28 protein-coding genes and 1 pseudogene are annotated in these 26,128 nt (G+C 58.2%); 12 read left to right on the top strand and 17 right to left on the bottom strand.

Going from position 1 to position 26,128, the window contains the following annotated elements; translation table 11 throughout:
• Window positions 1-75 precede the first annotated feature (75 nt).
• The 4 genes and pseudogenes from ACXAH8_RS13000 to ACXAH8_RS12985 form a co-directional block, all read right to left on the bottom strand.
• A pseudogene (locus tag ACXAH8_RS13000) lies at window positions 76-277 on the bottom strand (IS481 family transposase); the annotation flags it as partial.
• A gap of 365 nt (window positions 278-642) precedes the next feature.
• A complete protein-coding gene (locus ACXAH8_RS12995; RefSeq protein ID WP_475219008.1) occupies window positions 643-957 on the bottom strand; it encodes a DUF1244 domain-containing protein in 315 nt (104 codons plus the stop codon).
• Between the two features lie 76 nt (window positions 958-1,033).
• Window positions 1,034-1,273: a DUF6868 family protein gene (locus ACXAH8_RS12990; RefSeq protein WP_475219006.1), complete on the bottom strand. Its 240-nt coding sequence runs from the start codon at window positions 1,271-1,273 to the stop codon at window positions 1,034-1,036.
• 61 nt (window positions 1,274-1,334) lie between these two features.
• Window positions 1,335-2,072 carry an N-formylglutamate amidohydrolase gene (locus tag ACXAH8_RS12985; RefSeq protein ID WP_475219004.1) on the bottom strand — a complete coding sequence of 246 codons (738 nt, stop codon included), beginning with the start codon at window positions 2,070-2,072 and terminating at the stop codon, window positions 1,335-1,337.
• A gap of 127 nt (window positions 2,073-2,199) precedes the next feature.
• Between ACXAH8_RS12985 and pyk the strand changes: the two genes are divergently transcribed.
• From pyk to rplT, 5 genes are all read left to right on the top strand, one after another.
• Entirely contained in the window at window positions 2,200-3,645 is a 1,446-nt protein-coding gene (gene pyk, locus ACXAH8_RS12980; protein ID WP_475219003.1) for a pyruvate kinase, read from the top strand.
• A gap of 246 nt (window positions 3,646-3,891) precedes the next feature.
• The gene (locus ACXAH8_RS12975; RefSeq protein ID WP_170380993.1) at window positions 3,892-4,329 is read left to right on the top strand and encodes a universal stress protein; all 438 of its coding nucleotides are present in this window, start codon (window positions 3,892-3,894) and stop codon (window positions 4,327-4,329) included.
• Window positions 4,330-4,343: 14 nt separating this feature from the next.
• Window positions 4,344-5,894, top strand: a complete 1,551-nt coding sequence (locus ACXAH8_RS12970; RefSeq protein WP_170380992.1) for an alanine/glycine:cation symporter family protein — start codon at window positions 4,344-4,346, stop codon at window positions 5,892-5,894.
• A 181-nt stretch (window positions 5,895-6,075) separates the two neighbouring features.
• Entirely contained in the window at window positions 6,076-6,276 is a 201-nt protein-coding gene (gene rpmI / locus ACXAH8_RS12965) for a 50S ribosomal protein L35 (RefSeq protein ID WP_010443552.1), read from the top strand.
• Between the two features lie 14 nt (window positions 6,277-6,290).
• Window positions 6,291-6,656, top strand: a complete 366-nt coding sequence (rplT, locus tag ACXAH8_RS12960) for a 50S ribosomal protein L20 (RefSeq protein ID WP_008756009.1) — start codon at window positions 6,291-6,293, stop codon at window positions 6,654-6,656.
• A gap of 87 nt (window positions 6,657-6,743) precedes the next feature.
• Here the strand turns inward: rplT and ACXAH8_RS12955 are convergent, their stop codons facing one another.
• Both ACXAH8_RS12955 and ACXAH8_RS12950 read right to left on the bottom strand, forming a co-directional pair.
• Window positions 6,744-7,562 (bottom strand): DUF2189 domain-containing protein, encoded by an 819-nt coding sequence (locus ACXAH8_RS12955; RefSeq protein WP_475218998.1) that lies wholly within the window; start codon window positions 7,560-7,562, stop codon window positions 6,744-6,746.
• A 142-nt stretch (window positions 7,563-7,704) separates the two neighbouring features.
• Window positions 7,705-9,096, bottom strand: a complete 1,392-nt coding sequence (locus ACXAH8_RS12950) for an aminotransferase class III-fold pyridoxal phosphate-dependent enzyme (protein WP_170475109.1) — start codon at window positions 9,094-9,096, stop codon at window positions 7,705-7,707.
• Between the two features lie 224 nt (window positions 9,097-9,320).
• Between ACXAH8_RS12950 and ACXAH8_RS12945 the strand changes: the two genes are divergently transcribed.
• Window positions 9,321-10,949 (top strand): acyl-CoA synthetase, encoded by a 1,629-nt coding sequence (locus ACXAH8_RS12945; RefSeq protein WP_475218996.1) that lies wholly within the window; start codon window positions 9,321-9,323, stop codon window positions 10,947-10,949.
• Here the strand turns inward: ACXAH8_RS12945 and ACXAH8_RS12940 are convergent.
• The 4 genes from ACXAH8_RS12940 to hmgA all read right to left on the bottom strand — a co-directional run bounded on the left by ACXAH8_RS12940 (window position 10,946) and on the right by hmgA (window position 14,634).
• Window positions 10,946-11,281 (bottom strand): DOPA 4,5-dioxygenase family protein, encoded by a 336-nt coding sequence (locus tag ACXAH8_RS12940; RefSeq protein WP_475218994.1) that lies wholly within the window; start codon window positions 11,279-11,281, stop codon window positions 10,946-10,948. The genes ACXAH8_RS12945 and ACXAH8_RS12940 overlap by 4 nt on opposite strands.
• Before the next feature lie 90 nt (window positions 11,282-11,371).
• Window positions 11,372-12,628 carry a fumarylacetoacetase gene (fahA, locus tag ACXAH8_RS12935; RefSeq protein WP_475218992.1) on the bottom strand — a complete coding sequence of 419 codons (1,257 nt, stop codon included), beginning with the start codon at window positions 12,626-12,628 and terminating at the stop codon, window positions 11,372-11,374.
• Between the two features lie 20 nt (window positions 12,629-12,648).
• Window positions 12,649-13,272, bottom strand: a complete 624-nt coding sequence (locus ACXAH8_RS12930) for a LysE family translocator (protein ID WP_475218990.1) — start codon at window positions 13,270-13,272, stop codon at window positions 12,649-12,651.
• A gap of 6 nt (window positions 13,273-13,278) precedes the next feature.
• Window positions 13,279-14,634 (bottom strand): homogentisate 1,2-dioxygenase, encoded by a 1,356-nt coding sequence (hmgA, locus tag ACXAH8_RS12925; RefSeq protein ID WP_475218988.1) that lies wholly within the window; start codon window positions 14,632-14,634, stop codon window positions 13,279-13,281.
• Between the two features lie 57 nt (window positions 14,635-14,691).
• On the opposite strand from hmgA, the gene ACXAH8_RS12920 reads away from it, so the two are divergent.
• The 3 genes from ACXAH8_RS12920 to ACXAH8_RS12910 all read left to right on the top strand — a co-directional run bounded on the left by ACXAH8_RS12920 (window position 14,692) and on the right by ACXAH8_RS12910 (window position 17,867).
• On the top strand, window positions 14,692-15,132 hold the full coding sequence (locus tag ACXAH8_RS12920; protein ID WP_475218986.1) for a MarR family winged helix-turn-helix transcriptional regulator: 441 nt from the start codon (window positions 14,692-14,694) through the stop codon (window positions 15,130-15,132).
• A gap of 59 nt (window positions 15,133-15,191) precedes the next feature.
• Window positions 15,192-16,448, top strand: a complete 1,257-nt coding sequence (locus ACXAH8_RS12915; RefSeq protein ID WP_475218984.1) for an adenylate/guanylate cyclase domain-containing protein — start codon at window positions 15,192-15,194, stop codon at window positions 16,446-16,448.
• An 81-nt stretch (window positions 16,449-16,529) separates the two neighbouring features.
• Window positions 16,530-17,867, top strand: a complete 1,338-nt coding sequence (locus ACXAH8_RS12910; protein WP_475218982.1) for a serine hydrolase domain-containing protein — start codon at window positions 16,530-16,532, stop codon at window positions 17,865-17,867.
• 3 nt (window positions 17,868-17,870) lie between these two features.
• Here ACXAH8_RS12910 and ACXAH8_RS12905 read toward each other — a convergent pair whose 3' ends face one another.
• Window positions 17,871-18,680, bottom strand: coding sequence for a division plane positioning ATPase MipZ (locus ACXAH8_RS12905; RefSeq protein WP_170463159.1), 810 nt, complete (start codon window positions 18,678-18,680; stop codon window positions 17,871-17,873).
• A gap of 154 nt (window positions 18,681-18,834) precedes the next feature.
• Between ACXAH8_RS12905 and ACXAH8_RS12900 the strand changes: the two genes are divergently transcribed.
• Both ACXAH8_RS12900 and ACXAH8_RS12895 read left to right on the top strand, forming a co-directional pair.
• Window positions 18,835-19,785 (top strand): AEC family transporter, encoded by a 951-nt coding sequence (locus ACXAH8_RS12900; RefSeq protein WP_475218980.1) that lies wholly within the window; start codon window positions 18,835-18,837, stop codon window positions 19,783-19,785.
• An 80-nt stretch (window positions 19,786-19,865) separates the two neighbouring features.
• The gene (locus ACXAH8_RS12895) at window positions 19,866-21,452 is read left to right on the top strand and encodes an MFS transporter (protein ID WP_475218978.1); all 1,587 of its coding nucleotides are present in this window, start codon (window positions 19,866-19,868) and stop codon (window positions 21,450-21,452) included.
• Window positions 21,453-21,572: 120 nt separating this feature from the next.
• Here the strand turns inward: ACXAH8_RS12895 and rpmE are convergent, their stop codons facing one another.
• Window positions 21,573-21,794, bottom strand: a complete 222-nt coding sequence (gene rpmE, locus ACXAH8_RS12890; RefSeq protein WP_170380502.1) for a 50S ribosomal protein L31 — start codon at window positions 21,792-21,794, stop codon at window positions 21,573-21,575.
• An 11-nt stretch (window positions 21,795-21,805) separates the two neighbouring features.
• A complete protein-coding gene (gene rplS / locus ACXAH8_RS12885) occupies window positions 21,806-22,189 on the bottom strand; it encodes a 50S ribosomal protein L19 (RefSeq protein WP_170380501.1) in 384 nt (127 codons plus the stop codon).
• Between the two features lie 366 nt (window positions 22,190-22,555).
• Here rplS and ACXAH8_RS12880 point away from each other — a divergent pair, with 366 nt between their 5' ends.
• The gene (locus tag ACXAH8_RS12880) at window positions 22,556-23,353 is read left to right on the top strand and encodes a glycoside hydrolase family 25 protein (RefSeq protein WP_170474278.1); all 798 of its coding nucleotides are present in this window, start codon (window positions 22,556-22,558) and stop codon (window positions 23,351-23,353) included.
• Window positions 23,354-23,358: 5 nt separating this feature from the next.
• Here the strand turns inward: ACXAH8_RS12880 and ACXAH8_RS12875 are convergent, their stop codons facing one another.
• The 4 genes from ACXAH8_RS12875 to rimM form a co-directional block, all read right to left on the bottom strand.
• Window positions 23,359-23,691 carry a hypothetical protein gene (locus tag ACXAH8_RS12875; RefSeq protein ID WP_475218975.1) on the bottom strand — a complete coding sequence of 111 codons (333 nt, stop codon included), beginning with the start codon at window positions 23,689-23,691 and terminating at the stop codon, window positions 23,359-23,361.
• 231 nt (window positions 23,692-23,922) lie between these two features.
• A complete protein-coding gene (gene trmD / locus ACXAH8_RS12870) occupies window positions 23,923-24,732 on the bottom strand; it encodes a tRNA (guanosine(37)-N1)-methyltransferase TrmD (protein ID WP_475218973.1) in 810 nt (269 codons plus the stop codon).
• Window positions 24,729-25,544, bottom strand: coding sequence for a hypothetical protein (locus tag ACXAH8_RS12865; protein ID WP_475218971.1), 816 nt, complete (start codon window positions 25,542-25,544; stop codon window positions 24,729-24,731). Before ACXAH8_RS12865 ends, trmD begins: the two co-directional genes overlap by 4 nt.
• Complete coding sequence (rimM, locus tag ACXAH8_RS12860; RefSeq protein WP_475218969.1) at window positions 25,544-26,047, bottom strand: ribosome maturation factor RimM; 504 nt, start codon at window positions 26,045-26,047, stop codon at window positions 25,544-25,546. The genes ACXAH8_RS12865 and rimM overlap by 1 nt, the downstream gene beginning before the upstream one ends.
• Between the last annotated feature and the right edge of the window lie 81 nt (window positions 26,048-26,128).

The raw sequence follows: 26,128 nt of genomic DNA, 5'->3' as shown, positions 1-26,128 counted from the left end.
TTTTTTTTAATTCTTGCCGTTTCAGCACAAATCGACGAATCCGGTGAGCAACGGAAAAAGAATGTTAGATTGGGCTTAGGTGTTCAGTCCCGGCATCTGGTGGATGGGATCGATATTTGAGCGATCTGGTTTTGAATTCTAGAATTTGCAGATGTATTCATATGGCTTGAGACCGCTTTGTGTCTTTAGAACGGTGAGCGTAGTTGTGGGCATAGAGGAAGTCGGCTAAGTGCGAACGAAGCTGGTCGTGGCTTTCGTAGTGATACCGTTTGATGGTTGTGTACATAGCTTCGCGCCTAAACCTGACATGTCATTTGCGTTCGACAACGGCGGTTGCGCCCTCCCGCAACCAGCGTCAGAAAATCCAAACAACCCTTTCAGACTAGAAACAGTCAAGCGAACTGTTTTTGTAGCAAAAGTACCTCGTCAGGCTCATAACCTGAAGACCGTAGGTGCAAATCCTGCTCCCGAAAATAAAAAATAATACACTTTTTTGCGATGTAGCTCCCGTCGGGAGGTCTCGTGGGTTTGCGCACCAACCGAAACTCGAAAAATGTTGGAACGCATCACAGCGTGCCCTTGAGTTCTGCCCTATCAGAAAAGAGTAGAAGTCCGAGCTCTCCACCTCTTGGCGTCAAGGTCTCAGCCCTTTTTCGTGACATTTTCCTCAAATGCGACCTTGAAGGCGGCCTGTTTGTCGGGGCTGGCTTCGGTCTGGTAGTTGGCTTTCCATTCATCCATGGTCATGCCGTAGAAGATCTGACGGGCTTCGTCTTTGCCCATCTCGAAGCCTTTGTCGTTGGCCGCTTCCTGATACCAGCGTGACAGGCAGTTGCGGCAGAACCCTGCCAGATTCATCATGTCGATATTCTGAACGTCCGTGCGATCTTCCATCAAGTGCTTTTGCAGCCTACGGAACGCTGCGGCTTGAAGTTCGATTTCGGTTTGCTTGTCCATGGTCTGGCTCCGAAGTATTGGATGCGGTCTATTTCCGAATTAACGCTCTGAAGAGGGTGTTTCAACTGACTCTGCGTCAGGCCAGTTTCAAGGCGAGCCACGGAATGATGCAGAAAATCAGCGTGAGGATTTTGTAGTTAGCTAGATACCGAAAATAGGCACGCTTTACATCAGGCCGTTCCATTTGGAACATTCCGGCATGAATCCCTGCAATCCAATCCTGCAACAGCACAATCATAACGGTTGTGAACAGCAAAACAGCGATGTTCAGTATCGCCATCCAGCCAAAAATACTCGTCAGCAACTCTTGTGTCATGGTCGCCTCCTTCCCAGTCGCTAATGTGGGGGCTGAAGGTGTCGCTCACAATAATGTGCGATCAAAGGCCGCTGTCTTTTAGCGCATCCTGAAGGATCACTGCGAGCCTTTCTGCCCAGGCCCGCTGTCCCGCGTGATCCGCGATCAGATCATTGCGAAGCTCGATCAATGCATTTGGTCGACCGTGCGAGGTGCAATGCGTGTCGATGGCATCGCCGGGTAGAACGCCGGTATAGGGCTCGTTCACGCCGACGCACAGATTGTCTTCGGCCTTCAAGCGGTTGATCAAAGGGCGTGAGAAGCGCTCGTCCGGGGTGTGTAGAACGCCTACATGCCAAGGGCGTGGTTCGCGACCGCGGAGTTGGCGGGTGAAAGAGTGCATCGACACAATCACCGCATGGGGCAGGGCGGCCAGCCGTCCAAGCGCGTCGTGATAAGGGCGGTAGCACATGTCCAAACGTCGCTCACGCTCTGCCGCATCAGCGTGGCGATTGCCGGGAATGATCGAACCGTCATAGAGCTTCATCAGCAGGGTCGGGTCATCCTCACCCCGGTTCGGATCAATCACTAGGCGCGAGAAATTGGCTGCGACGACCGGCGCGTTCAGGATCTCGCCCAGATGTTTAGAGACCTCGTAGGCGCCGACATCATAGGCGATGTGGCGTTCCATATCTTCGCGCGGCAATCCCAGATCCCCGCCGTTGATTTCGGGAGGAACGGTGTTGGTCGCATGATCGCAGGTGATCAGCCATCGGGATGGGCGATCCTCGCCATGGATAAAAAACGGAGTGTATGTCATGTGCCTGTCATCAAGTTTGCGGCAGGTGTATGGCAGTTGCTTCCAAAAGGGAATTGCGCAATAACCACCCACATACTGTTTGCGGTAACATTGCCGCATCACCGAGGGATTGAGGAGAGCGAAACCAGTGCGACGCCTTAGAAATGTAAAAATCGTGGCGACGCTGGGACCGGCGTCCAATGACTATGACACCATCCGGGCCTTGCATGAGGCCGGGGCCGACGTCTTTCGCCTGAACATGAGCCATGGCAGCCATGACGAGATCCGCGAACGGCATCGCATCATTCGTCAGGTGGAAAAGGATCTGGACAGCCCGATCGCGATCCTGGCCGATCTTCAAGGCCCGAAGCTGCGTGTTGGGGTTTTTGCCAATGATGCGGAAGAACTGGTCGAGGGTGCCGCGTTCCGGCTGGACCTCGACCCCGAGGCCGGAGACATCAACCGTATTTGCCTTCCACACCCCGAGATTTTTGCAGCGCTCGAACCCGGCGCGCGGCTGCTGGTCAATGATGGCAAGATCCGTCTGACCGTGCAGGATTGCGGCCAGGACTTCGCCAATTGCACTGTCGAAGTCGGCGGGACGATCTCGAACCGCAAGGGTGTGAACGTGCCTGATGTGCTGCTGCCACTGGCAGCCTTGTCGGCCAAGGATCGCGATGATCTGGAGTTTGTGTGCCAATTGGGAGTGGATTGGCTGGCGCTCAGCTTTGTACAGCGGGCCAAAGACGTGTTCGAGGCGCGCGCGCTGGCGGATGGACGAGCGTCGATCCTGTCGAAGATCGAAAAGCCCGCAGCGGTTGAGGCGTTTGACGATATTCTCGACGCATCAGACGGGATCATGGTGGCCCGTGGCGATTTGGGTGTTGAGCTGCCGGTTTCGGCTGTTCCTCCGATCCAGAAACGTCTGGTTCGCAAGTGCCGTGGTGCGGCCAAGCCGGTAATCGTCGCGACCCAGATGCTTGAGAGCATGATCGAAAGCCCGATGCCTACCCGCGCCGAGGTCTCGGACGTTGCAACTGCGATTTACGAAGGCACGGATGCCATCATGCTCAGCGCGGAATCTGCGGCCGGTTCGTACCCGATTGAGGCCGTGCAGACGATGAACAAGGTCGCCATTGAGGTCGAGGCCGACCCGACCTACACGCAGATCATCGCCGCCTCGCGTACTGCCAAAGGGTCGACCATCGCGGACGGTATCGTGGCAGCCGCGCGGGAGATCGCGGAAAAGACCGACATCAAAGCGATCTGCTGTTTTACCCAAAGCGGCACCACAGCGCTGTTGACTGCGCGCGAACGTCCCGGCGTCCCGATCATCGCTATGACGCCAGCAACGGGAACCGCCCGCCGTCTGTGCCTGAGCTGGGGTTGTCACTGTGTGATGACGCCCGAACTTGAGAGGTTCAAAGGGGCCGTGGTCAATGCGGCCCGCGCCGCGCGCGCAGGGGGCTTCGCCGCCGAGAGCGATCAGATCGTTGTTACCGCAGGCGTTCCGTTCAATGTCCCCGGAACCACCAATATTCTGCGTATTGCCCCTTGTGATGAGCGGCTGATCTACAACACCGATCCGGGATGAGTTCGCCCGGATTTCAGGAAGGATCATATTGAGAACTCTCAAGCCGCCTAATTTTTAGGCGGCTTTTCTTGTTTTTTTTCAAGGGGAAGATGCCCGTAGGGTTGTATTCAGCAAAAATACCTCTGTTTTTTGGTGATTTTGCCGGATACTGAACCTTAGGGCGATCATCTCAGATAGTTCCAGGTTCCGGTCGCCCTACCGGGGGCACGGGTCCCGGTCAAACCAGAAAAAAAATGGAGGAACGTCATGACAACAAAGATTGTCATTGGACTGGACGGGACAGAAACCGGAGAGCGCGCTATCGCCTTTGCCAAGGATTTGGCTGGGCGGATTGGCTCATGCGAAATGCTGGTTGTTTATGTCATCGAATGGTCCCCTTTCACTTTCCAAACACCGGAAGAAAACGCCCAACGGCACAAGCGGCGCGAGGAAGAGGTCGAACTGGCCACCTCGCGGATCATTGCCCCTACGGTTGAGGCGCTAAAGGCCGATGGGTTCGAAGCGCACGGCATCGTGCGCCATGGCGACGTGGCCGAGACGCTGAACGCGATCACGGTCGAAAACGGCGGCACTCAGATCATCGTCGGCCGCGCCTCGGCGGATGGGTTCAAGAAACGGCTGTTTGGAAGCTCGACTCAGAACTTGGTCATGCATGCCGACGTGCCTGTCACGGTCGTGAACTGAGCGGAGGGATTAGGATGAATATGCTTCAAAAACTGGGCCTTGGTGCGACCATGGCTCTGATGTCTGGCCCCGCTTTCGCGCAAGAGGCGCCCGGTCTGGACGAGAAGATCAATCAGGCTTTCGCGGATTTTACCGGCCCCTTCGTTAGCTTTATCTTCGCGCCGTTTCCGGGCACTGGATTCCCATGGATCGTGGGGTGGCTGGTCGTCGCGGCCACAGTGTTTTCGCTCTATTTTGCCTTTGTGCAATTCCGATTCTTCGGACACTCGATCAGCTTGGTTAAAGGCGATTACTCCGACCCCAATGACGCGGGTGAGGTCAGCCATTTTCAGGCCCTTGCCACCGCTTTGTCGGGGACCGTTGGTCTTGGGAACATCGCCGGTGTGGCGGTTGCCATCGGGATCGGTGGTCCGGGTGCCACATTCTGGATGATCGTCGCGGGCCTGTTGGGCATGGCGTCGAAATTCACCGAATGTACCTTGGGTGTGAAATACCGCAACGAATATGAAGACGGCACCGTTTCGGGCGGTCCGATGTATTACATGTCCAAGGGCTTTGCCGAGCTGGGCCTGCCGGGCGGCAAAATCCTGGCGGTGCTATTCTCGATCTTCTGTATCCTTGGCGCGTTGGGCGGGGGCAACATGTTCCAGGCCAATCAGGCGCACCAGCAGATTGCGGGGATTGTCGGAGACTATCCGGGCTGGATCACAGGTTTGGTCTTTGCGGGCATCGTCTTTGCGGTGATCGTGGGTGGCCTGAAATCTATCGCGCGGGTGACCGAGAAAGTCGTGCCGTTTATGGGTGTCATGTACGTTCTGGCGGCGCTGGTCATCATCCTGATGCATGCAGACCAGATCGGCTGGGCCTTCGGTCAGATCTTCGCAGGTGCCTTCACCGGCCTCGGCGTTGCTGGCGGCATGGTCGGAGCGTTGATCCAGGGCTTCCGTCGTGCAGCGTTCTCGAACGAAGCGGGTGTGGGTTCCGCAGCGATTGCGCACTCAGCCGTACGGACCAAAGAACCGATCACCGAGGGCTTCGTCTCGTTGCTCGAGCCGTTTATCGACACGGTTGTGATCTGTACCATGACTGCGCTGGTGATCATCATCACCCAGCAGCTGATCGTTGATCCGGCAACCGGCAACTACATGCTGAACGAAGCGGGCAATGCGATTGCAACGGTCGACGGCAATACCGGCGTCAGCCTGACCTCGGCGGCCTTCGGCAGCGCGTTCAGCTGGTTCCCGTTCATTCTGGCGATTGCCGTGGTTCTGTTTGCCTTCTCGACCATGATCAGCTGGTCCTACTATGGCCTCAAGGCATGGACCTATCTGTTCGGCGAAGGCCACACCAAAGAGTTGGTCTTCAAGATCATCTTCTGCATCTTCGTTGTCATCGGTGCGGCGGCCAACCTTGGCCCGGTCATCGATTTCTCGGATGCGGCGATCTTTGCGATGGCGGTTGTGAACGTCTTTGCGCTCTACTTCCTGATGAAAGTGGTGCGTCAGGAGCTGGCGTCCTACTCCGAACGTCTGAAGAGCGGCGAAATCCGCAAATTCAGCCACTAAACACTTCACCGGGGCGGCCCTGTGCTGCCCCGGTGCCAAGGCCACTGCGAAAAGCGCAGATTCTGGGCCAAACCCCCTTGCCAGTATGACCGAACTTGCGTAAACGGCGCATCTGATCGCGTGACCGGCCGAGATGGCATGCCGAGTCGCGTTTTGTACCGAACCCTGAAAGGAGACGGAAATGCCTAAGATGAAGACCAAGTCGAGCGCCAAGAAGCGCTTCAAGGTGACTGCGACCGGTAAGGTCCTTGCTGGCCAGGCCGGCAAACGGCACGGCATGATCAAGCGGACCAAGAAATTCATCCGCGATGCCCGTGGCAACACCACCCTGTCCGCCCCCGACGCCAAGATCGTCAAGGGCTACATGCCCTACGACCGCTAAGAGGAGATTAAGAGATGTCCCGCGTTAAAGGTGGAACCGTAACTCACGCCCGTCACAAGAAGGTCATCAAGGCCGCCAAAGGTTACTATGGCCGCCGCAAGAGCACCTTCAAAGTTGCTCGTCAGGCCGTCGACAAGGCCAACCAGTATGCAACCCGCGACCGCAAGAACCGCAAGCGCAACTTCCGCGCGCTTTGGATCCAGCGTATCAACGCTGCTGTCCGTTCGCATGACGAGGCTCTGACATATTCCCGCTTCATCAACGGCCTGAACCTGGCCGGTATCGAAGTGGACCGCAAAGTTCTGGCCGACCTGGCCGTACACGAACCGGAAGCGTTCGGTGCGATCGTCGCCAAAGCTCAGGCCGCTCTTGCTGCCTGATCTCTGAAAAGAGAGACAGTGAACAAAGGGCCGTCTCACTTGGGGCGGTCTTTTTTTGTTTTGCCTGTTCCCCAACGGGGACCGCGTTCAGTCCTCGGCCGGAGGGGCGGCGCGCTGATAGAGGTGCCACGTGGTGTGGCCAAGGATCGGCAGGGTGAAGATCAGGCCCAGAAAGGCTGGGATCAGCGAGAGCAGCATTGTTGCCGAGATGATTGCTGCCCAACCCAGCATCACCACGGGGTTTTCGGTAACAACCCGGATCGAGGTCAGCATGGCCGAAACGAAGTTGGTCTCTCGGTCTAGAAGCAGCGGCATGGCGACAACGGTGACCGAAAACAGCACGGCCGACAGGCCCGCGCCGATAAAGGTGCCAATGGCCAGAAACGTCCAGCCTTCGGGCGTGAAGAAGACGGTGTTCAGAAATCCGTCAAAGTCCGAGAAGGAGGCATCCTGCAGGATGATCGCCAACCAAAGGCGCACCTGATAGACCCACACCCAGAAAATGAACAGGGTGACAAAGGCCATCCAGCCCATCTCGCGTTTGCGTTGATTGGCCATCACCGTCAAGATATCGGACCATCCGAACTGTTCCCCGTTCTGCAATCGTCGGGACATCTCATAGAGCCCGGCAGCGGCAAAGGGCGCGACCAGTGGAAAGCCCACAATGGCCGGAATGATCATCCAGACCTTGCCGAGCCAGATCAGGCACCACACAAAGACAATGCCAAAAACGGCGTAGAACAGGCCGAAAAACCCGCTCATGACAGGGCGGGCCAGAAAGTCTGCCACGCCCGCCTTCAGTGAGTCCTTGATGTCCTGCGCGCTTACTGTGTTGACCTTGAGCGCTGCACCTTGCGGCGATGCCATGTCGCCCGACGGTTCCGAGTCTGAGGTTTTGGGTGTCATGATACACTCCTCTGCATGCAAGTCTGCGACGGTTGATGCGCAAGAGCAAGAGGTGTGTCTGATCGTCTGGTTCGCAAAAAGGCTTGCGGCCCAGAGGTCGGGAAACCGGGGCGTGATCCCCCGGTTTCCCGGTTTTCATTCGCTAGCCGAACACACGTCCCAGCGCGCTGTCGACCGCATCGGTGATCTGGTCGATATCATCCGCCGTCGCGATGAGCGCAGGCGAGAAACACAGCGTGTTGTTGCGACCCGGCAGCGAGCGGTTGGTCGCGCCGATGATGACACCCTGCGCCATGCAGTCTGCCACAACGGCCTGTACCTTCTTTTCGTCCATCGGTTCACGTGTGGAGCGGTCCGCAACCAGTTCGGCACCCAGGAACAGGCCTTTGCCACGCACATCGCCGATGACCTTATGCTTCTCCATCAGCGCTTGCAGGTTACCCATCATGCGATCGCCCATGTCGACGCAGTTGCCCAGCAGGTTCTCATCCTCGATGATGCGCATATTCTCGATCGCCGCGGCCGGACCAGCGGTGCAGCCGCCGAAGGTCGAGATGTCACGGAAATAGTTCATCGGATCCGCCGCGTCGTCTTTGAACATGTCAAAGACCTCTTCGGTGGTGACCAGACAGGCGATGGCCGCATAGCCCGAGGCAACGCCTTTGGCCATGGTGACAAAGTCAGGCTTCACGCCATACTGTTGGTAGCCAAACCAGGTACCCGTGCGACCGACGCCGCACACAACCTCATCAATATGCAGCAGCACGTCGTACTTCTTGCAGATCTCCTGAACGCGCTGCCAGTAGCCTTCGGGTGCTTCGATCACACCGCCACCTGCGGTCACAGGTTCAAGGCACAGCGCGCCAACGGTGTCTGGCCCTTCGCGCAGGATGACCTCTTCGATCTGGTCGGCAGCCCACTCGCCAAAGTTTTCCTCCGGCGCGCCGTTAAGTTCGTGCTTGCGGTATTCCATGCAATGGGGAACCCGCACGAAATCCGGAGCAAACGGGCCGTATTGCGCGTTGCGCTCATCCTGACCACCCGCTGACATCGCCGCCAGAGTCGAGCCGTGATAGTCACGATCGCGATACAGGATTTTGGTCTTCTTACCGCCATAGCGCTTATGCGCGATCTGACGGATCATCTTGAAGGCTTTCTCGTTCGCCTCGGAGCCTGAGTTTGTGTAGTAAACGCGGCTCATGCCCGGCATCTTTTCGATCAGCTTCTCCGCAAAGATCGAACCGGGAATCGACCCTGCCGAATTCGCAAAATAGCAGAGCTTCATCAGCTGGTCATAGACCGCCTTGCAGATGGATTCGCGGCCGTAGCCAACGTTCACCGTCCAGACGCCGCCGGAAACCGCATCCAGATGCTCTTTGCCTTTCTGGTCCCAGACACGCATGCCTTTACCTTCGACAATGATGCGGGGATCGTTTGTTTCAAAGGGTTTATGCTGGATCAGGTGGTGCCAGATATGGGCGCGGTCGGCCTCGACCACGCGGGAAAGATCGTTTTCGTTGAACGTGCCGTCCATGACATGTCCTTTCAGTCTGATGCGGTGTGCAGATTGTGGGATCGGTCCCACGATAGCAAGTAATTGCGATGGCCCAGATCACCGCGAATGGGGTCGCGAATATAGGGCCAGATGTCATCATAGCGTATCGCCAGAGCCCCGCCAGTTGTCGTATTTCTACAAGATGGTCACAGCCTTGTGTTTATGGTCATGTGGCGAAACACGCGAATTGGGAGGGTTGGCGGATGCAAGCAGCCAATATGTATGAGCGTCATCTGGATAAGAACCGTGCGAATTACACGCCGCTATCCCCGCTCAGCTTCATCGAACGGACGGCGGCGGTGTATCCCGACTACCCGTCCGTCGTCTATGGAGACCGCCGCTATAGCTGGGCGCAGACCTATGCGCGCTGCCGCCGTCTTGCCAGCGCCCTGACGGCCCGTGGGGTGGGCAAGGGGGATACCGTCTCGATCATCGCCGCCAATATCCCCGAGCTCTATGAGGCCCATTTCGGCATTCCCATGGTCGGCGCTGTTCTGAACGCGATCAACACGCGCCTTGATGCGCCTATCATCGCCTTCATCCTTAACCATGCCGAGGCCAAGGTGCTGCTGGTCGACCCCGAGTTCTCTGCTGTCGTCAAAGAGGCACTGCCGCAGGTCGATCATGACCTTCTGGTGATCGATATCGAAGATCCTAGCTTTGATGGTGGCGAACGCCTTGGCAGCCTGACCTATGACGCCCTGCTGAACGAAGGCGATCCGGAGTTCGATTGGTATCTGCCCGCGGATGAGTGGGATGCGATTACGCTCAACTATACCTCTGGCACGACCGGCAACCCTAAAGGCGTGGTCTATCATCACCGGGGCGCGGCCCTGAACGCGCAGTCCGACCTGCTGGACTGGGGAATGCCCAAACACTCGGTCTACCTATGGACCCTGCCGATGTTCCACTGCAATGGCTGGTGTTTCCCCTGGGCCATGGCGCTGAATGCCGGGGTCTCGGTCTGCTTGCGTGCGGTTCGGGCCGAGCCGATCTATGCCGCCTTCCGGGAGGAGAAAGTCACCCATTTCTGCGGCGCGCCCATCGTTTTGAACATGCTGGCGCATGCCCCCGATCACCTCAAGGATTTCGACCACCAGATCAAGGTGATGACTGCCGGTGCCCCGCCGCCCGCCGCCGTGATCGAAGCGATGGAGGGAATGGGCGTCGAGGTGACCCATGTCTACGGTCTGACCGAGACCTACGGCCCTTCGGTCGTTTGTGCGTGGAAGGATGAGTGGAACCAGAAGGCTCCAGCCGAACGGGCCGCCCTTAAGGTGCGTCAGGGCGTGCGCTATTCAGCGTTGTCCGGCCTGATGGTGGCCGATCCCGAAACGCTGGAGCCCGTGCCCGCCGATGGTGAAACCATGGGTGAGATCTTCATGCAGGGCAATGTGGTTATGAAGGGCTACCTCAAGAACCCCGATGCCACCGGTAAGGCCTTTAACGGCGGTTGGTTTGCCTCGGGCGATCTGGGGGTGATGTACCCTGATGGCTATGTCGCGCTGAAGGACCGGTCCAAGGACATCATCATCTCGGGCGGTGAGAATATCTCATCTGTCGAGGTTGAGGGGGTTCTTTACAAGCACCCGGCGGTTATGGAGGCCGCAGTGGTCGCCCGCCCGGATGAGAAATGGGGAGAAACCCCCTGTGCTTTCGTTGAGCTAAAGCCCGAGACCAGCGCGACCGAAGCCGATCTGATTGCGTTCTGTCGGGACAATATGGCCCATTTCAAAGCGCCCAAGACCGTGGTGTTCGGGACTTTGCCCAAGACATCCACCGGCAAGGTTCAGAAATTCGTGCTGCGGGATCAGGCGCGGGCGTTGGGCTAGGCCTCGTCGAAAATCGACAGGTCCAGGTCCAAAAGCTCTCCCATCCACACGGCGTGATCCCGGTGGTCGGCCAGGTGATCGCCGGTTTCAGCGTGTGTAAAGATCGTCAGGCCCTGCCGGTTGAGCATCAACCACGGAATGACCTGATCGAACGCGTCGGCGGCAAAGCCCAGCTGGCAGCTCCACCTAGGATGTGGGCCAACCGGGCGCGCGTGCATGCGTCCCATCTGGACCGGAAAGAGGCGGGCCGCCTCTTCGCAGATGTTTTGAGCTAAATCCTGTGTGTCGGCGTCGAAATAGACATGGGCGTGATAGCCGGTGATCTCAGACATCGGGGACCTCATTGCTTGGATGCAATGAACCTAGGCGGTCTTGACCCTCAATCCTACCAACACCGGCACACAGGTGCTGTGCAGCACGGCTCAGGGCTTGAGAGGGTCCTCCAGCGCCGGAAGCACAGTGCCATGGCAGGTCCCGAACCCGATTGTATAGCCATCCCCCTGCGCGGAGCCGGACAGAGTGAGCGTGTCTCCGTCTTCAAGGAAGCTGCGGGCCTCATCGGTCTCAAGGCTCAACGGGTCTTTGCCGCCCCAGCTGAGTTCCAGCAGCGAGCCTCGGGTATTGCGCGTCGGCCCGGAAATTGTGCCGGACCCCAGCAGATCACCGGTGTTCATCGGACAACCTGAACTAGCGTGATGGGCCAGTTGTTGCGCGGCCGAGTAGTACATCTCGCTGTAGTTCGTGCGGGTGATTGTGGTCGCCGCATGCCCCTCGGGGGCCAGCGTCACCTCAAGCGAAAGGTCATAAAGCATCGGGCCACAATCCTTCAGGTGATCCAGCAACTCGAATTCGCGCTCGGGTGTGTCACAGCGGAACGGCTCCAGCGCCGGTTTGGTCACGATCCATGGGCTGATTGATGTGGCCGTGGCCTTGGCTTGGAACGGCCCAAGGGGCTGATACTCCCACGCTTGAATGTCACGGGCGGACCAGTCGTTTAGCAGAACGTAGCCGAAGATATGATCGTCCGCCTGCTGCACCGAGATCGGGCCGTCGGACGGAGTGCCGACAATTGCCCCCATCTCAAGCTCAAAGTCGAAGCGACGGCTGGGCAGGAAGGCGGGTTTGTCCTGATCGGGCGACTTCAGCTGTCCCCACGGGCGGCGGATATCCGTACCCGAAACCACAACCGAGGATGCCCGGCCATTATACCCAATCGGTATATGCAGCCAGTTCGGCGGCAGCGCGTTCTCGGGGTCCCGGAACATCGAGCCCACGTTGAAGGCGTGATGCCGGCCGGCGTAGAAATCGGTGTATTCGCTGACTGCGAAGGGCATGTGCATGACAACCGCGCTTTGCGGTACCAGCAGGGGCTCCACAACATCTTGCTCCGTCGCGCCTTCGGACAGTAGCGCCGTCAATCGGTCGCGCAGGGCGGCCCAGACGGCAGGGCCTTGCTCCATCAGTGGGTTCCAGAAAGGCAGGTCGAACAGCGGCTCATCGGTCAGGGTGATGAGCCCTTCGGCCTCGGCTGCGGTGACATCGAGGATCAAATCCCCAATGGCAACGCCGCATCTGGGCTCTTCGTCGCCAAGGGCAAAGACCCCGTAGGGCAGGTTGTTCAACGGAAATGGATGGGTCGCGTCATTGGCCGAAGCGACCCAGGATTTCAGCAAAGGCATCTTTTGATCCTTGTCTTGGTTTATTGAGCGTCTCGCAGGGACTTCAGCCCCAGCAGAACGGCAGCCAGAATCATGAACCCGCCCCCCGCGCGATCCAGCCACAGCCGCGCAGACCCTTTGAGCCGCGTTGCTAACCAACTGGCGCTTGCTCCGTAGGCGGTCAGAAACAACCCGTCCATGATCAGATAGGTGGCCGAGAGGATCGCGAATTGCGGCCAGAAGGGCAGCGCGCCGTCGATGAACAGCGGAAACAGAGCAGCAAAGAACACCACTGCTTTGGGATTGGCGGCTGACGTGATGAAGCCCTGCATCCACAAGGTTTTGCGGCTGGCCATTTGTGCGGTTTGCGCTGTTTGAGGTTTGGCTTTGACTATCGCCTTGACGCCGAGAAACACCAGATAGGCGACACCCAACCATTTGATCACCGCCAGCGCAGTGCCTGAGGCTGCAATGATCGCGGCAAGCCCGAGACCCGCCGCCAACATCTGTAACAGGTTCGCCGTCAGATCACCAGCAGCCGTGAACACGCCCCGGCGCAGCCCGTTGGTGGCCGAGTTCGACAGCATCAAGAGCTGGCTCGGCCCCGGAGTGCTCATCAGCAGCAGGACGGTGGCGACATAGGTGATCCAGATATCAAAGCTCATGGCAGGTCATTTCTTTCCCGGCGTTCCATCGAACTTTTTCTCAAGCGAGGCCCAACAGTCAATATAGTCGTCCTGCAAGGGGGCCTCGGTTGCGGCAAAGGCCGTCAGATGCTGTGGGAAGCGTGTTTCGAACATGAAGGACATCGTGTGATCCAGCTTGTCCGGCCCCAGATTGGCGTTTGAGGCTTTTTCGAACGCTTCGCGGTCCGGGCCGTGCGGGATCATCATGTTGTGCAGGCTCATGCCGCCGGGAACAAAGCCCTGCGGTTTGGCGTCATACTGGCCGTAGATATTGCCCATCAGCTCGGACATGATGTTCTTGTGGTACCACGGCGGGCGGAACGTATCCTCCGCCACCATCCAGCGCTCGCGGAACAGGACGAAGTCGATATTGGCCGTGCCGGGCTGGCCCGAAGGCGCTGTCAGGACGGTGAAGATTGACGGATCCGGGTGATCGAACAAGATCGCGCCGACCGGGCAATAGGTGCGCAGGTCGTATTTGTAGGGCGCATAGTTGCCGTGCCAGGCCACCACGTCCAGCGGGCTATGACCGATCTGAGTGACGTGGAACTGCCCGCACCATTTGATCGTCACGGTCGAGGGCACCTCTCGGTCCTCGAATGCCGCGACAGGTGCTTTGAAATCGCGCGGATTGGCCATGCAATTGGCACCGATCGGTCCGCGCCCTGGCAGTTCGAATTTCTGCCCGTAGTTCTCGCAGACAAATCCGCGTGCCGGACCTTCCAGCACTTCAACACGGTATAGCAATCCGCGCGGCAGGATCGCGATTTCCTGCGGCTCCAGATCAATGATCCCCAGCTCGGTCACAAAGCGCAGACGACCGTCTTGCGGAACCACCAGCAGCTCGGAGTCGGCTGAGAAGAAATAGTCATCCACCATCGATTCGGTGACCAGATAGACATGGCTGGCCATGCCGACCTGCGTGTTCACGTCCCCCGCCGTCGTCATGGTGCGCATGCCGGTCAGCCAGGTCAAAGGGGTGTCAGAATGCGGAACCGGGTCCCAGCGATACTGGCCCAGGCTGATCACATCAGGGTCGATACAGGGCGCGGACCTCCAGTAGGGCAGGTCAATTTTCTCATAGCGATGCGAATGCTTGACCGACGGGCGAATGCGATAGCACCATGTCCGCTCGGGTGGATTGGCGGTGAAGGCCGTGCCGCTGAGCTGTTCGCCATAGAGGCCATAGTTACAGCGCTGCGGACTGTTCATGCCCTGCGGCAGCGCGCCAGGCAAAGCCTCGGTCTCAAAATCATTGCCGAAGCCTGGCATATAGCCAGGATGCGTTCCGACAGGTGTGACAGCCTGCGTCAGACCATGCGGTTCAGCCTTGTTGGACATCGTGAGCTCCTCGGTTTTCTGCTTGTGAAATATTAGTTGTTTTTGTAACTAACAAGCATGTCCCAGGAAAAAGATGATTTTGATCTGCAGAATTTTTTGCCGTTCCTGTTGAATCAGGCAGCTGAGGCAGTCTCGTTGGAGTTTCAGCGCCTCTACAAAGAACGCTATGGTATGCTGCGCAGCGAATGGCGGGTGCTGTTCCATCTGGGTGTCTTTGGCACTCTGACCGCGAAAGAGATAGGCGCGCGCGCGAAACTGCACAAAACCAAGATCAGCCGCGCGGTTCATAAGCTGGAACAAAGCCGTTACCTCAAGCGCACAAGGGATGAGGATGACCGAAGGGTCGAATGGCTGACGCTGACGCCCGCCGGTCAGACCGTCTATCGTGAACTGAGCGGTATAGCTGAGCGCTATGACGCGAAACTGGCGGGCGCATTCTCGGAAGAAGAGGCCGCCATGCTGAGGAAAATGCTGCGACGGCTGGCAGGGATGGCATAAGGTCTGGTAATTTCCATGACGCGGCCCACATTCAGGGCAGTACTTTGACGGACAATTCCATGACCTCTTCTGATCCCATCTTTGACCTTATCGACTGGCTTGTTTCCAAAGGGCTTGAAGGGGCTGGTCAGGAAGAATTGCTAGACGGCTTTTGCAACCGCCTGATTGATCTGGGCCTTCCCCTGATGCGATTCCACGCGGCGCAGTCGACGCTGCATCCGCTTTATGGCGGTACTGGCTATAGCTGGTATCGGGATTCCGGCGGGGAATCCGAGCGGTTCGCAAACACCGACACCCCAAGCGAAGTCTGGCAACGCAGCCCACTCTATGCGCTTTTGCACGAGGACATGGATGACCTTCGCGTTCGACTGGTGGACCAGAACGAACCCAGCCGTTTCCCCTTACTGAATGACCTGCGCGAGATCGGAGCGACGGATTACTATGCAACGGGTGTTTCGTTCGAACGCTCCGAACAGGTGCGCCCGGCGGGTGAGAAAAAGATCGGTGACGGAGTGCTGATGTCCTGGACCAGCGACGCTCCGACCGGTTTCGATGACAGCGATCTGGGGAAAATTCACATCGCGCTGCCGCATCTGGGGCTTGCGTTGAAATCGGCCAAGAACCAGACCATGGCCAAGGATCTGATGCGCGTCTACCTTGGACGCGATGCGGGGCGGCGTGTCCTGTCTGGCGAAATCCGTCGCGGTTCGTTGCAACAGATTGATGCGGTGATCTGGAATTTCGACCTCGAAGGCTTCACCACCCTGTCCGAGGATATGCCGGGTCACGAGATCATCGACATGCTGAACGACTATCTTGCCGTTGCCGTGCGTGTGGTGCACGACAATGGCGGCAACATCCTGAAATTCATGGGTGACGGGCTGATGGCCATGTTCGACGTGGGAGAGAGTGATGCCGATGCCCGCGCGGCTCTCGCCGCTGTCGCCATGCTGCAAAGCCGGATGGAAGAGCTGAACGCGCAAAGACAGGCGAATGGGCAGAGGGTGGCGAATTTCACCCTGGCGCTGCATTCGGGTGAGATCCTCTATGGCAATATCGGATCAGAAACTCGGCTGGATTTCACGGTGATTGGTCCTGCGGTCAATCAGGCAGCCCGGATTGCCGGGATGCACCGGTCGTTGGGCCAGAGGATTCTCGTTTCGGACGATGTCGCCCGCGCCGCACAACCTTGCAGCCAGGAACTGATTTCGGTCGGGCGCTACATGTTGCGCGGTGTGAACGAACCGAAAGAGCTGTTTACGATCTACAGCCCCACGCAGGTCTCGAACGAGACAGATTCCAGGAACGCAACGTAACGGTGGCGTGGCGCGCGTCGTGGTGAAACCCTCTGGTCAAATGGAAAAAAGGGGCGGGCCGCCTAGGCCCGAAATGGGGGCATGTTCAGGAAGGTTCTAAAATACTCGGTTGGCGCATTGGCGCTGGCTGTTGTCGCAGCAGGCGGCTACCTGTGGGTCGCGCCACCGGATCTGTTGAAAGTGGGCACTAACTATTCGGCCAAGATCGTCTGTTCGAACGTGTTCCTTGCCGGGCGCGATGCCGATACCGTGCTGCAAAGTGATGTGCAGGCGCCGGGGCATCCGTTGCTAAAGCAGGTTTCGGTCAGCGTCGACGAACAGGGCAAAACGGTTGAGGCGCGGGTATTTGGCTTCTTCGCTCCGGCCACATCGCAGTATCGCACCGGTTTGGGATGCACCAATGTTCATGCGGCAAAGCTGGCAGATCACACGCTGCCCGAACCCGCGCTCGTACCCAACGGTCTTTGGCCGCATGGAAATGAGGTGGTTCTGTCCGAGAACCCCGCGCTGACCGATATACTGTCGGACCCGTCCTTGCTGGGAGAAGGCTACCGCGCTGTCGTGGTCGTCAAGGACGGGCGCATCATTGCTGAGGCTTATGCTGATGGCTTTGACGCAGAAACCCCTTTGTTGGGATGGTCGATGACGAAAACGATCACCGCAGGGTTGATTGGTACGCTGATCCAGTCGGGCGATATGGCGCTGGGCGATGATCTGACGGATATCTTCCCAGATTGGGCCGGGGACTCGCGCCGCGATATCACGGTCGAGGACATGCTGGCCATGTCCAGTGGCCTGCAATGGGATGAAGAATATGGCGACGTCTCGGACGTAACGCGAATGCTGTATCTCAAGGATGACATGGTCGATTTCGCCGCCGGACGCCCTGCAGCCCATCCCACCGCGACCGAGTTCAGCTATTCCTCGGGCACGTCCACAGTTCTGTCGCGGGTTTGGCAGGGCCAGCTTGAAGAGGGCGACCTCGGCTACCCCCGCACAGCGTTGTTCGAGCCTCTGGGCATGCACTCAGCTGTGATGGAGACCGATGGGGCGGATACATTCGTGGGTTCAAGCTACATGTACGCCACCGCGCGCGACTGGGCGCGCTTTGGGCAGTTTCTGCTGCAGGGCGGTTTTTGGAAAGGGCAACAGATCTTGCCCGAAGGCTACACCGACTGGATGTTTGAACCCGTCGCAATCTCGGACGGAGCTTATGCCAAAGGGCATATGTGGCTGGACGGCCCACGTGGCGAGCCGCAATTCGAGGACACCGTCTGGCTGCAGGGCCATGACGGCCAATCCGTCGGCATTTTTCCTTCACAAGATATGGTCGTGGTGCGTTTGGGGCTGACGCCGTCACGGTTAGGATACTCGCCACTGCCTTTGGCCAAGGCTCTGATCGCGGCTGTGGTTGAATAGTGCTTAGAAGTCGATTTCGACGCCGGGCAAGTTCAACTCGCGCATCATGTCGCGCAGCTCCTGACGCGCGGCGATGTTCGAGATGTTCAGCTGTTTGACGCCGATATCTTTGAGGTCCAGCAAAGTCAGGCCACGGGGAAAGAGCTCGCGGAAGATGACCCGCTCGGAAAAGCCCGAAGCGACGCGGAACCCAATGCGTTGCGACAGCATCTCAATCGCGCGTTGCATCTTTTCCTTGTTGACCATGCGCTGAGTACCCACGCGGTTGCGTACGACGACCCAGTCAATCGGTTTCAAGCCAGCCTGCGCTCGCAATTGCCGCGCATTCCACACCATTTCGGAATAGACCGAAGGGCCAAGAATCTTTTCACCCTTGGAATCAATCCGGGCCAACAGGTCGAAATCAATGAAACTATCGTTCAACGGTGTGATCAGCGTATCGGCCAGCGAATGCGCCACTTGGCTGAGGCGGGTGTGTGAGCCAGGGCAGTCGATCAGGATAAAATCGCTGTCGTTCTCAAGCTGCGAAACAGCCGCCGACAGACGATGGTCATAGATGTTCTCGCCTGGTTTCAGGGTGCTGGCATCGATCTCAGGCAGGTCGTGGTGGCGCGGGCTGGGCAGGGTCGCCTCAGCGTTTTTCAAGAAATTCGCCCGGTTCTCGAAATAGCGTCCCAAGCTGCGCTGGCGCAGGTCTAAATCCAGCGTGCTGACCTTGCGGCCCAGACGCGCCAGAGCGGTGGCCACATGCATGGAAACGGTCGATTTGCCTGCGCCGCCCTTTTCGTTCCCCACTACGATGATATGTGCCATGCCGTCGTTCCCAAGCCCTGCCGTGTTTGTCCACACGTTGTTATTAGCCACTATATGTTGTGTCAGCTGGGAAGAAAAGAACCTCGAGGCGTTGTTTCGACCAATATCAGGCTCTAATTTGGAAAACCCAATCGCTTTCGCAGTTTAGAACGCCATGCTTGCCAAAACCGGGTCCGTGATTCACTGTTCAATCGGGGATCGGACAGGAGGATACCGGTTGGAGCAACTGTTCCTGAGCGTTCTGAATGTGGTTTTACCGGTCCTGATTTGCGTGGGTATCGGGTATGGGCTGGCGCTTACCAAGTCTCCGTTTGACAATAAGGTGGTCGGAGGGATCGTCTCGCGGGTCGGCTATCCGACCCTGATCCTGTCGCATCTTGCGGGCACCAAGCTGAATGTGGGCACGTTTCTGGATATGATGAGCGCTGCTGCGCTGGCTGTGGCCAGTTTTGGCGTTCTGGGCTTTGTGGCTTTGCGGCTTATGCGCCTGCCTGTAAGGGCATTTCTGACGCCCCTGATGCATGGGAATGTGGGCAATATTGGCCTACCGATCACTCTGCTGGCGCTGGGCGATGCGGGGATGGCCTATACAATGGCCTTTGTCGTCGTTGTCCTGATCAGCATCTTTACCCTTGGCATGTGGATCCCGGCGGGTGTGTTCTCGGTCAGAAAGCTGGTCACATCACCGATCATCTATGCCGTGGCCCTGTCGCTGATCCTGATGGCTACAGGCACCAGCCTGCCGCAACCGATTGCCAAGTCCTTCGATATCCTCGGCGGGTTGTCGATCCCTCTGATGTTGCTAACACTGGGCCACACGCTGGCAACGCTGCGGATCGCCAGTCTGGGGCGCGCCGTCTTGCTGACCGGGCTGCATCTGGTCATGGCTGTGGGTATTGCCATGGGTTTGGTCTGGCTTTTCGGTTTCACAGGCGCCGAGCGCGGCGCCCTGATCCTGTGCTGTCTGATGCCGTCCTCGGTGGCGACATACCTGTTCATCGACCAGCACGTACCGGAATACGGTCCGGATGTCGCCGGGTTCATCCTTGTGTCTACCCTGACCACCATACTTGTTCTAACGCTGGCCCTGACCTACTGGATTTGACGTAAACCCTATGCGTAGCTGCAAAAATCGCTAATCTACTGATAAATTGCGGTAAAGAGCCACAAGCTCAGGGTGACACGATGAACGGAAAGACGCCGACAGACGTAGCCCCACAAGCCCGCGCCCGCGTGGTGCTGGCGATGACGGCAATCTGCATGATGGTTGTGGGGTTCAACACCACCGCCGTTGCGACGATCCTACCTAATCTGAAGGCCGAATTCGACCTGACACCGTCCGGCCTGCAATGGGTAATGGCGATCTATACTGTCGCCAGCGCCTCGCTCGTTACCATCGTCAGTCGTCTGGGCGATATCACTGGCAAGATGGGGGTTTTCTTCTTTGGTATGGTCGTCTTTGCCTTCGGATCTGGCTCGGTCCTGTTTGCGCAAGACGCAACGATGCTGTTAATCGGGCGCGGAGCGCAGGGTGCGGGGGCGGCAGCGTTGTTCGGAACCTCTCTCTCACTGCTAACAGCGGCGACTCCTGAGGAGCAGAGAGCCGGTGTCACCGGTTTCTGGGGCGCTATCGTAGGGCTGGCTATCGGCGTTGGTCCCATCGTAGGCGGTGCCTTTGGGCACTACATTAGCTGGCGTGCAGTGTTTGCCGCCGATCTGGTTCTACTGGTCGTGGCCTTTATCATTGGGTTGCATGTCAGCAAGCGAAAATACGTGCCTGACACACGCCTTGCCGGGGCACGATTCGACTATCCTGGAGCAGTTGCCATTCTGTTGTTTCTCGGGCCGCTGTCCTTTGCGCTTAGCAATGGGGAAAGCGGCGGGTGGAGCACGCCACTGACGCTTATACCGCTGGCTGTGGCGGCCTTGGCGACCGTCCTGCTGGTCATTGTCTCGCGTCGCAGTGATGACCCGTTGATCGAGCTGCGGTATTTCCGCCATCCGCGTTATTTCATGGCTGCCGCGGGAATGTTCTTTACTGGTTTCACGCTTTTCTGTTTCTTTGTCTATTTCAACACGTTTGTGCAATCGCCGGATGCCTTTGGCTATACCTCCATCGGTGCGGGATTGGCGATCATGCCGCTTAGCCTCAGCATGTTCGTCATATCTGTCACCGCGCCCCGCTTTCTGGCGCCCTACAGTTTCCAGTGGCCGGTTGCGATCGGGCTAGGGGCAATGGCATGTGGGTTCCTGTTGCTGACGACGGTTTCGAATACAACGCAATATTCCGAGATCTGGTGGAAGCTGCTGATCGTCGGGATCGGGTTGGGTATCTGTTTCTCGCTTCTGCCGCGTCTCGGCCTTCGCTTGCTGCCCGAAGAGCATGTTGGGCAGGGCTCAGGCGTGATCAACGCCTGTCTCTATTTCGGAGCAACCATGGGGGCAGTGGTCGGTGGGTTGGCAGAGTCCATCACCATACGTCGGGGCCTGTCCGAAGTGATTGACGCGCTGCCCTCTGGATCAACGCAGCGTGCTGATCTGGCACATGCGCTAACCCACGGCAAACCTGGCGAGGTCCAGCAGTTACTCACCAGCTTGGAGCCGACGGCAGGAACAGCTCTGGCTGAGGCTCTGCGGGATTTGCAGGACAACGCCTTTGACAGTGCAATGGTGGTCGCCGCAATTGCCGCTCTGATCGGGATGGTTTTGGCGCTGCTGCTGCTGCGCGGACCCGTGCCGCCACTGCACAGTGCAGTGGAACTGACGAAGTAAGACAGTTATCGATAAGATTTTTTTGTAGGCAGGTCAGCGTAGCGTGCATCATGCATTTAGTCGGAAACAAAAAAAGGCCGCCCCCAAGGGACGGCCTTTCGAAATCGAACGGGGTAAGGCTTAGAAGCCCAGACCTTCGTATTTCTTTTTGAACTTCGACACGCGGCCGCCTGCGTCCATCAGGCGCGACGAGCCACCGGTCCATGCGGGGTGCACGGAGGGGTCGATTTCCAGAGCCAGCTGATCGCCTTCGCTGCCCCAGGTGGATTTCATCTGAACAACGGTGCCATCGGTCATTTTGACGTCGATGACGTGATAATCGGGATGGATGTCTTTTTTCATCTTTCCGTTCCTTACGCTTCGGCGCCAGCTTTGGGCTTGTAGTTGGTGACCTCTGCGATACGTGCGGATTTACCACGACGGGTGCGCAGGTAGTACAATTTGGCGCGACGAACGCGGCCACGGCGAACAACGGTGATGCTGTCGATGTTGGTCGAATGCAGCGGGAACACACGCTCCACGCCTTCGCCGAACGAGATTTTGCGGACGGTGAACGAACCGGCGATGCCGTTGCCACCTTTACGCGCGATGCAGACACCTTCGTAGTTCTGCACACGGGTACGCGACCCTTCGGTCACTTTAAAGCCGACACGAACGGTGTCACCGGCTTTGAAATCGGGGATGTCTTTCCCCAGGGCGGCAATCTGTTCCGCCTCAAGCTGTGCGATCAGGTCCATCGCATTCACTCCTATCTGCTCGTGGTTGGTCCACGAAGTTTGGGCACGGCCTGAGAGCTCTTGGTCTTCACCGGGTCCTGCGCACAGCCCGCCAGAGGTCAGATCGAATGTTCCTTTGGTCCGGTCTGCCCTGACACGCGGTGGCCGAAGAAAGCCAAGCGGTGCGCCATAAAACAAACCAAAACACCGGAGTCGCATCACGCGGCACCGGATTGCGCTGCTTTAGGGGGTTTGCGGACAGGGATCAAGCCCAAATCGCAGGCACCGGCGGTGGGATTTTGCCAATTCCCGAATGCGCCGTTGCTTTGTGCGTTGGATCAGGCATTCTGAGGTCAATTACAAGAGCAGTTATTTCAGGCTGAAACAATGACCCGATTTGCAATCATGCTGGCCCTGGCGGCTGCAGTTTTGATGTCCTGCGGACGCAGAGGACCTCCGCCGCAGGTCGTAGAGGCCACGCCGGGCGTGGACCGGACCGCGCCCGCAGTGATCTACCCCGATTTTGGCGATGCCGATCCACATGACTGGGATGGGCGACATCCCGGGCTGTACCCGGTTCACGGATTGGATGTGTCGCGTTGGCAAGGGCCGATTGACTGGCGTCAGGCCAAGGCCTCGGGCGTCAGCTTTGTGTTCATGAAAGCGACCGAGGGGGGTGATTTTACCGACCCGATGTTCGACGAACATCGCCGCGGCGCGCAGGCGGCGGGTGTGCCGTGGGGGGCGTATCACTATTACTATTTCTGCCGACCGGCCCGCGAACAGGCGCAGTGGTTCATTCAGAATGTCCCGAAAGGTGCGGACCTGCCGCATGTGTTGGACATGGAATGGACGCCGCATTCGAAAACCTGCACCCTGCGCCCTGATGGCAAAATCGTCCGGGCCGAGGCGCAAAAGTTCCTCGATATCCTCGAACGGCACTATGGTCGCCGACCCATCGTCTACACGACTGTGGATTTCTACCAGGATACCGACATCGGACGGCTGTCAAAGACCGAGTTCTGGTTGCGCTCGGTCGCGGGACATCCTCGCCAGGTCTATCCCGGCGCGGTCTGGAGGTTCTGGCAGTACACTGGCACCGGGCTGGTGCCGGGTGTTCAGGGCAAGGTGGACATCAACGTCTTCAGCGGTCCGCCCGAGATCTGGGCGCAGTGGAAAGGGTAGACGCCTTAGGATTGAGGCGCAGCGTAGCTTTCCACGGTGCCGCCCGCGACAAGGTGATCGAGCCTGCGCAAACGTTCCTTACCGTAGGCGTTGCGCAGCCAGAATGCTTCTCCTTGGGTCAGCACGCGGCGGTCAAAGCCGCGCTCGCTCAGGCAGCGGTCTACCTGATCCATCTCGCCTTGCGCTCTGAGTTCGTGTCGGCTGCCATATGCTAGCACGGAACCGACCAAAGGTGACGACATCAGGATGAAAGCTGGATAGGCTCCAATCACTGCGGCATTCCCGCCGATGTCTGCTTCGTTCGAGCAAGACAAAACCGCGTTTCTGGCGGAAGCCATATTATGTCCGGCCTGAGTTGGCACGGAGTTTTCCAAAGCACTGGTCGCGCATGCCGAGACAAGTGCGCAGCCCAAAAGTATTAGCTTTTTCATGAATTGCCGTTCTTTCAAATATGCGAATCTTTTGAGTCCATCGCAAAACTCAAGGATGAGTAGGTCACGATTTTCTCAACTTCAATTAGCATCGACTTTATCTGTGGACCTGCGGTTTGCGGGCCACAGTCGCCTGTGTCATTTGAAAGATTTCTGCTTGGCGCGAAGGTAGTTGTCCCACACATCAGGCCGCCGTTCCCGCGTTATGTCCTCGGCCATTTGTTGGCGCCATTCGGCGATGCGGCCGTGGTGGCCGGACATCAGGACCTCGGGGATCGGGCGGCCGTTCCATTCTGCGGGGCGCGTGTATTGCGGGTGTTCCAGCAGGCCCGAGGAAAAGCTCTCTTCCTCGGTCGAGGCCTGATTGCCCAGCACGCCGGGGATCAGCCGCACGGTGGCGTCGATCAGAGCTTGCGCCGCGATCTCGCCGCCAGTCATGACGAAATCGCCGAGACTGATCTCTTGCACGCCGTAATGCTCCAACACGCGTTCGTCCACGCCCTCGAACCGGCCGCAGAGCAAGGTCATCCCGTCGCAGCGCGCGAGGTTCCGCATCATCCGCTGGTCCATACGCTTGCCGCGTGGGCTGAGGTAGATCAGCGGCCAGTTGCCGCGGATACCGGCCATGGTCTGTTCGATGGCTGGCCCCAACACGTCGGCCCGCAACACCATACCCGCGCCGCCGCCTGCGGGTGTGTCATCCACATTGCGGTGTTTACCGATCCCGAATTGCCGCAAATCAACAGTTTCCAGCTGCCAAAGCCCTTCCTGCAGAGCCTTACCTGTCAGGCTTTCGCCCAGAACGCCGGGGAAAGCGCTGGGAAACAAGGTGATGATCTTGGCTTTCCATACGCCGTGCAGATCCGGCGTCGGAGTCATCAACTCGCGCGGTTGCAGAGTGGGTCGGATGGCCTTGCGACCGTGGGATTTGCTTGGTGTATCTGTCATGATTGGGCAACCAGATCGTCCTTGGCGCGTTTGATGAGGGCCTTCTTTTGCGCCATCAAAGCCGCATCGTCCAGCGCGGAACGGTTCAACTCCAGCAATTCTAGCAGAACATCATCAGTCGGACGGGCCTTGTGCGGCTCCGGCGCGACCAGTTTGAACATCTTGTCGCGTGGTAGATTCAGAAATGCCGCAAACGGAGCGCCTGGACCAAAGCGCCGCTTGCGCAGGTCCTCCATCCACTCGGTCTGGACCTTGACCAGCGGCAGCCGGTCCTGAAGCATATCGGCTGTCTCTTTTGGGGAGGGGAGGTCGTTCAGCGCGTCTCGGAAGCCGTCATAGTCCTGCACCAGCCGTGTCCGCCGCAGATCATGTGCCCAGAGGCTGCGCATCCAATCCTCACGCTGTCGCAAGGACAGATAGATCGTGAGGTCGACCGGCTCAGGCCCCAGACGGTCTGTCACCTGCTCAACCAGCGTCGTCGCCAATTCCGGGGTCGCCCCGTAGCCTTCGGCGCTGTTGCGACTGGGGCGCAGGCCGGCGAAATTCTCCTCGCTGAGGATCAGGCCGCGACTGGTGCCAAAATCGATCGGGTCCAGAAGCGCGCGGACACCTGTTTCGAACTCGGCCAGTGTGCTGTTCATCCGATAGACCGAATGCCGCGTGGCGATGTCTGCAAGTCCGGTTTTGCGGGTCTTGTAGGGTAGGATCAGCGAAAAATGGGGCCAGATCAGCTGACGGTTCTTGTAGAGAAACGACTGCGCAACGGTGGTGCCTGTCTTGTGCAACCCCAGATGCAGCAGAACGCGCCGCATCAGATCAGGCCTTCTGGCGGATCGGCAACGATGCGACCGGCCTCCAGATCAACTGTCGGAACCGCTTCCAGAGTGAAGGGCAGCAAGACAGTCGATTTCAAACCCGGCCCGTGCAATTCCAACAAATCGGTCGCGCCGTGGTTTTGCACGGACTTCACCTTGCCCAAAAGGGTGCCGCCGGTGTCATAGACCTCAAGCCCTATCAGGTCGGTGTGATAGAACTCGTCATCCGGCAGCGAAGGCAGTTGATCCCGCCGGGCATAGAGGCGCAGGCCGTTCAGGGCGTCCGCCTCTTCCTTGGTTTCAACCCCGCCGAGACGCGCAGCAAACCCGTTCTTGATCGCGCGGGTCAGCACCACGGGAAAGCGCTCTTTGCCGTCTTCGTCGGTCAGTGGCGAATAGGCTTCGATGTCTTCCGGCACGGCGCAAAAGCTTTTCAGCCGCACCTCGCCGCGCACACCGTATGATCCCGCAATGCTGCCGACGCAGATCAGATCACTCATTTGAGCCTTCCGTTATACATAGTCCGTTCCGCCATTGCCCGATCACTTCGCAGGCTTCACGCTGGTTGTTGCGTTCAAAGA

Source organism: Ruegeria sp. ABV3_008 (genome assembly GCF_056161185.1).
This window is presented reverse-complemented; position numbering and strand designations above follow the sequence as displayed.

Excerpts from the sequence above, each read along its gene's own strand:
- ACXAH8_RS12995 (WP_475219008.1), bottom strand. The coding sequence starts at position 957 with ATGGACAAGCAAACCGAAATCGAACTTCAAGCCGCAGCGTTCCGTAGG.
- ACXAH8_RS12990 (WP_475219006.1), bottom strand. The coding sequence starts at position 1,273 with ATGACACAAGAGTTGCTGACGAGTATTTTTGGCTGGATGGCGATACTG.
- ACXAH8_RS12985 (WP_475219004.1), bottom strand. The coding sequence starts at position 2,072 with ATGACATACACTCCGTTTTTTATCCATGGCGAGGATCGCCCATCCCGA.
- ACXAH8_RS12975 (WP_170380993.1), top strand. The coding sequence starts at position 3,892 with ATGACAACAAAGATTGTCATTGGACTGGACGGGACAGAAACCGGAGAG.
- ACXAH8_RS12970 (WP_170380992.1), top strand. The coding sequence starts at position 4,344 with ATGAATATGCTTCAAAAACTGGGCCTTGGTGCGACCATGGCTCTGATG.
- rpmI (WP_010443552.1), top strand. The coding sequence starts at position 6,076 with ATGCCTAAGATGAAGACCAAGTCGAGCGCCAAGAAGCGCTTCAAGGTG.
- rplT (WP_008756009.1), top strand. The coding sequence starts at position 6,291 with ATGTCCCGCGTTAAAGGTGGAACCGTAACTCACGCCCGTCACAAGAAG.
- ACXAH8_RS12955 (WP_475218998.1), bottom strand. The coding sequence starts at position 7,562 with ATGACACCCAAAACCTCAGACTCGGAACCGTCGGGCGACATGGCATCG.
- ACXAH8_RS12950 (WP_170475109.1), bottom strand. The coding sequence starts at position 9,096 with ATGGACGGCACGTTCAACGAAAACGATCTTTCCCGCGTGGTCGAGGCC.
- ACXAH8_RS12945 (WP_475218996.1), top strand. The coding sequence starts at position 9,321 with ATGCAAGCAGCCAATATGTATGAGCGTCATCTGGATAAGAACCGTGCG.
- ACXAH8_RS12940 (WP_475218994.1), bottom strand. The coding sequence starts at position 11,281 with ATGTCTGAGATCACCGGCTATCACGCCCATGTCTATTTCGACGCCGAC.
- fahA (WP_475218992.1), bottom strand. The coding sequence starts at position 12,628 with ATGCCTTTGCTGAAATCCTGGGTCGCTTCGGCCAATGACGCGACCCAT.
- ACXAH8_RS12930 (WP_475218990.1), bottom strand. The coding sequence starts at position 13,272 with ATGAGCTTTGATATCTGGATCACCTATGTCGCCACCGTCCTGCTGCTG.
- hmgA (WP_475218988.1), bottom strand. The coding sequence starts at position 14,634 with ATGTCCAACAAGGCTGAACCGCATGGTCTGACGCAGGCTGTCACACCT.
- ACXAH8_RS12920 (WP_475218986.1), top strand. The coding sequence starts at position 14,692 with ATGTCCCAGGAAAAAGATGATTTTGATCTGCAGAATTTTTTGCCGTTC.
- ACXAH8_RS12915 (WP_475218984.1), top strand. The coding sequence starts at position 15,192 with ATGACCTCTTCTGATCCCATCTTTGACCTTATCGACTGGCTTGTTTCC.
- ACXAH8_RS12910 (WP_475218982.1), top strand. The coding sequence starts at position 16,530 with ATGTTCAGGAAGGTTCTAAAATACTCGGTTGGCGCATTGGCGCTGGCT.
- ACXAH8_RS12905 (WP_170463159.1), bottom strand. The coding sequence starts at position 18,680 with ATGGCACATATCATCGTAGTGGGGAACGAAAAGGGCGGCGCAGGCAAA.
- ACXAH8_RS12900 (WP_475218980.1), top strand. The coding sequence starts at position 18,835 with ATGCTTGCCAAAACCGGGTCCGTGATTCACTGTTCAATCGGGGATCGG.
- ACXAH8_RS12895 (WP_475218978.1), top strand. The coding sequence starts at position 19,866 with ATGAACGGAAAGACGCCGACAGACGTAGCCCCACAAGCCCGCGCCCGC.
- rpmE (WP_170380502.1), bottom strand. The coding sequence starts at position 21,794 with ATGAAAAAAGACATCCATCCCGATTATCACGTCATCGACGTCAAAATG.
- rplS (WP_170380501.1), bottom strand. The coding sequence starts at position 22,189 with ATGGACCTGATCGCACAGCTTGAGGCGGAACAGATTGCCGCCCTGGGG.
- ACXAH8_RS12880 (WP_170474278.1), top strand. The coding sequence starts at position 22,556 with ATGACCCGATTTGCAATCATGCTGGCCCTGGCGGCTGCAGTTTTGATG.
- ACXAH8_RS12875 (WP_475218975.1), bottom strand. The coding sequence starts at position 23,691 with ATGGCTTCCGCCAGAAACGCGGTTTTGTCTTGCTCGAACGAAGCAGAC.
- trmD (WP_475218973.1), bottom strand. The coding sequence starts at position 24,732 with ATGACAGATACACCAAGCAAATCCCACGGTCGCAAGGCCATCCGACCC.
- ACXAH8_RS12865 (WP_475218971.1), bottom strand. The coding sequence starts at position 25,544 with ATGCGGCGCGTTCTGCTGCATCTGGGGTTGCACAAGACAGGCACCACC.
- rimM (WP_475218969.1), bottom strand. The coding sequence starts at position 26,047 with ATGAGTGATCTGATCTGCGTCGGCAGCATTGCGGGATCATACGGTGTG.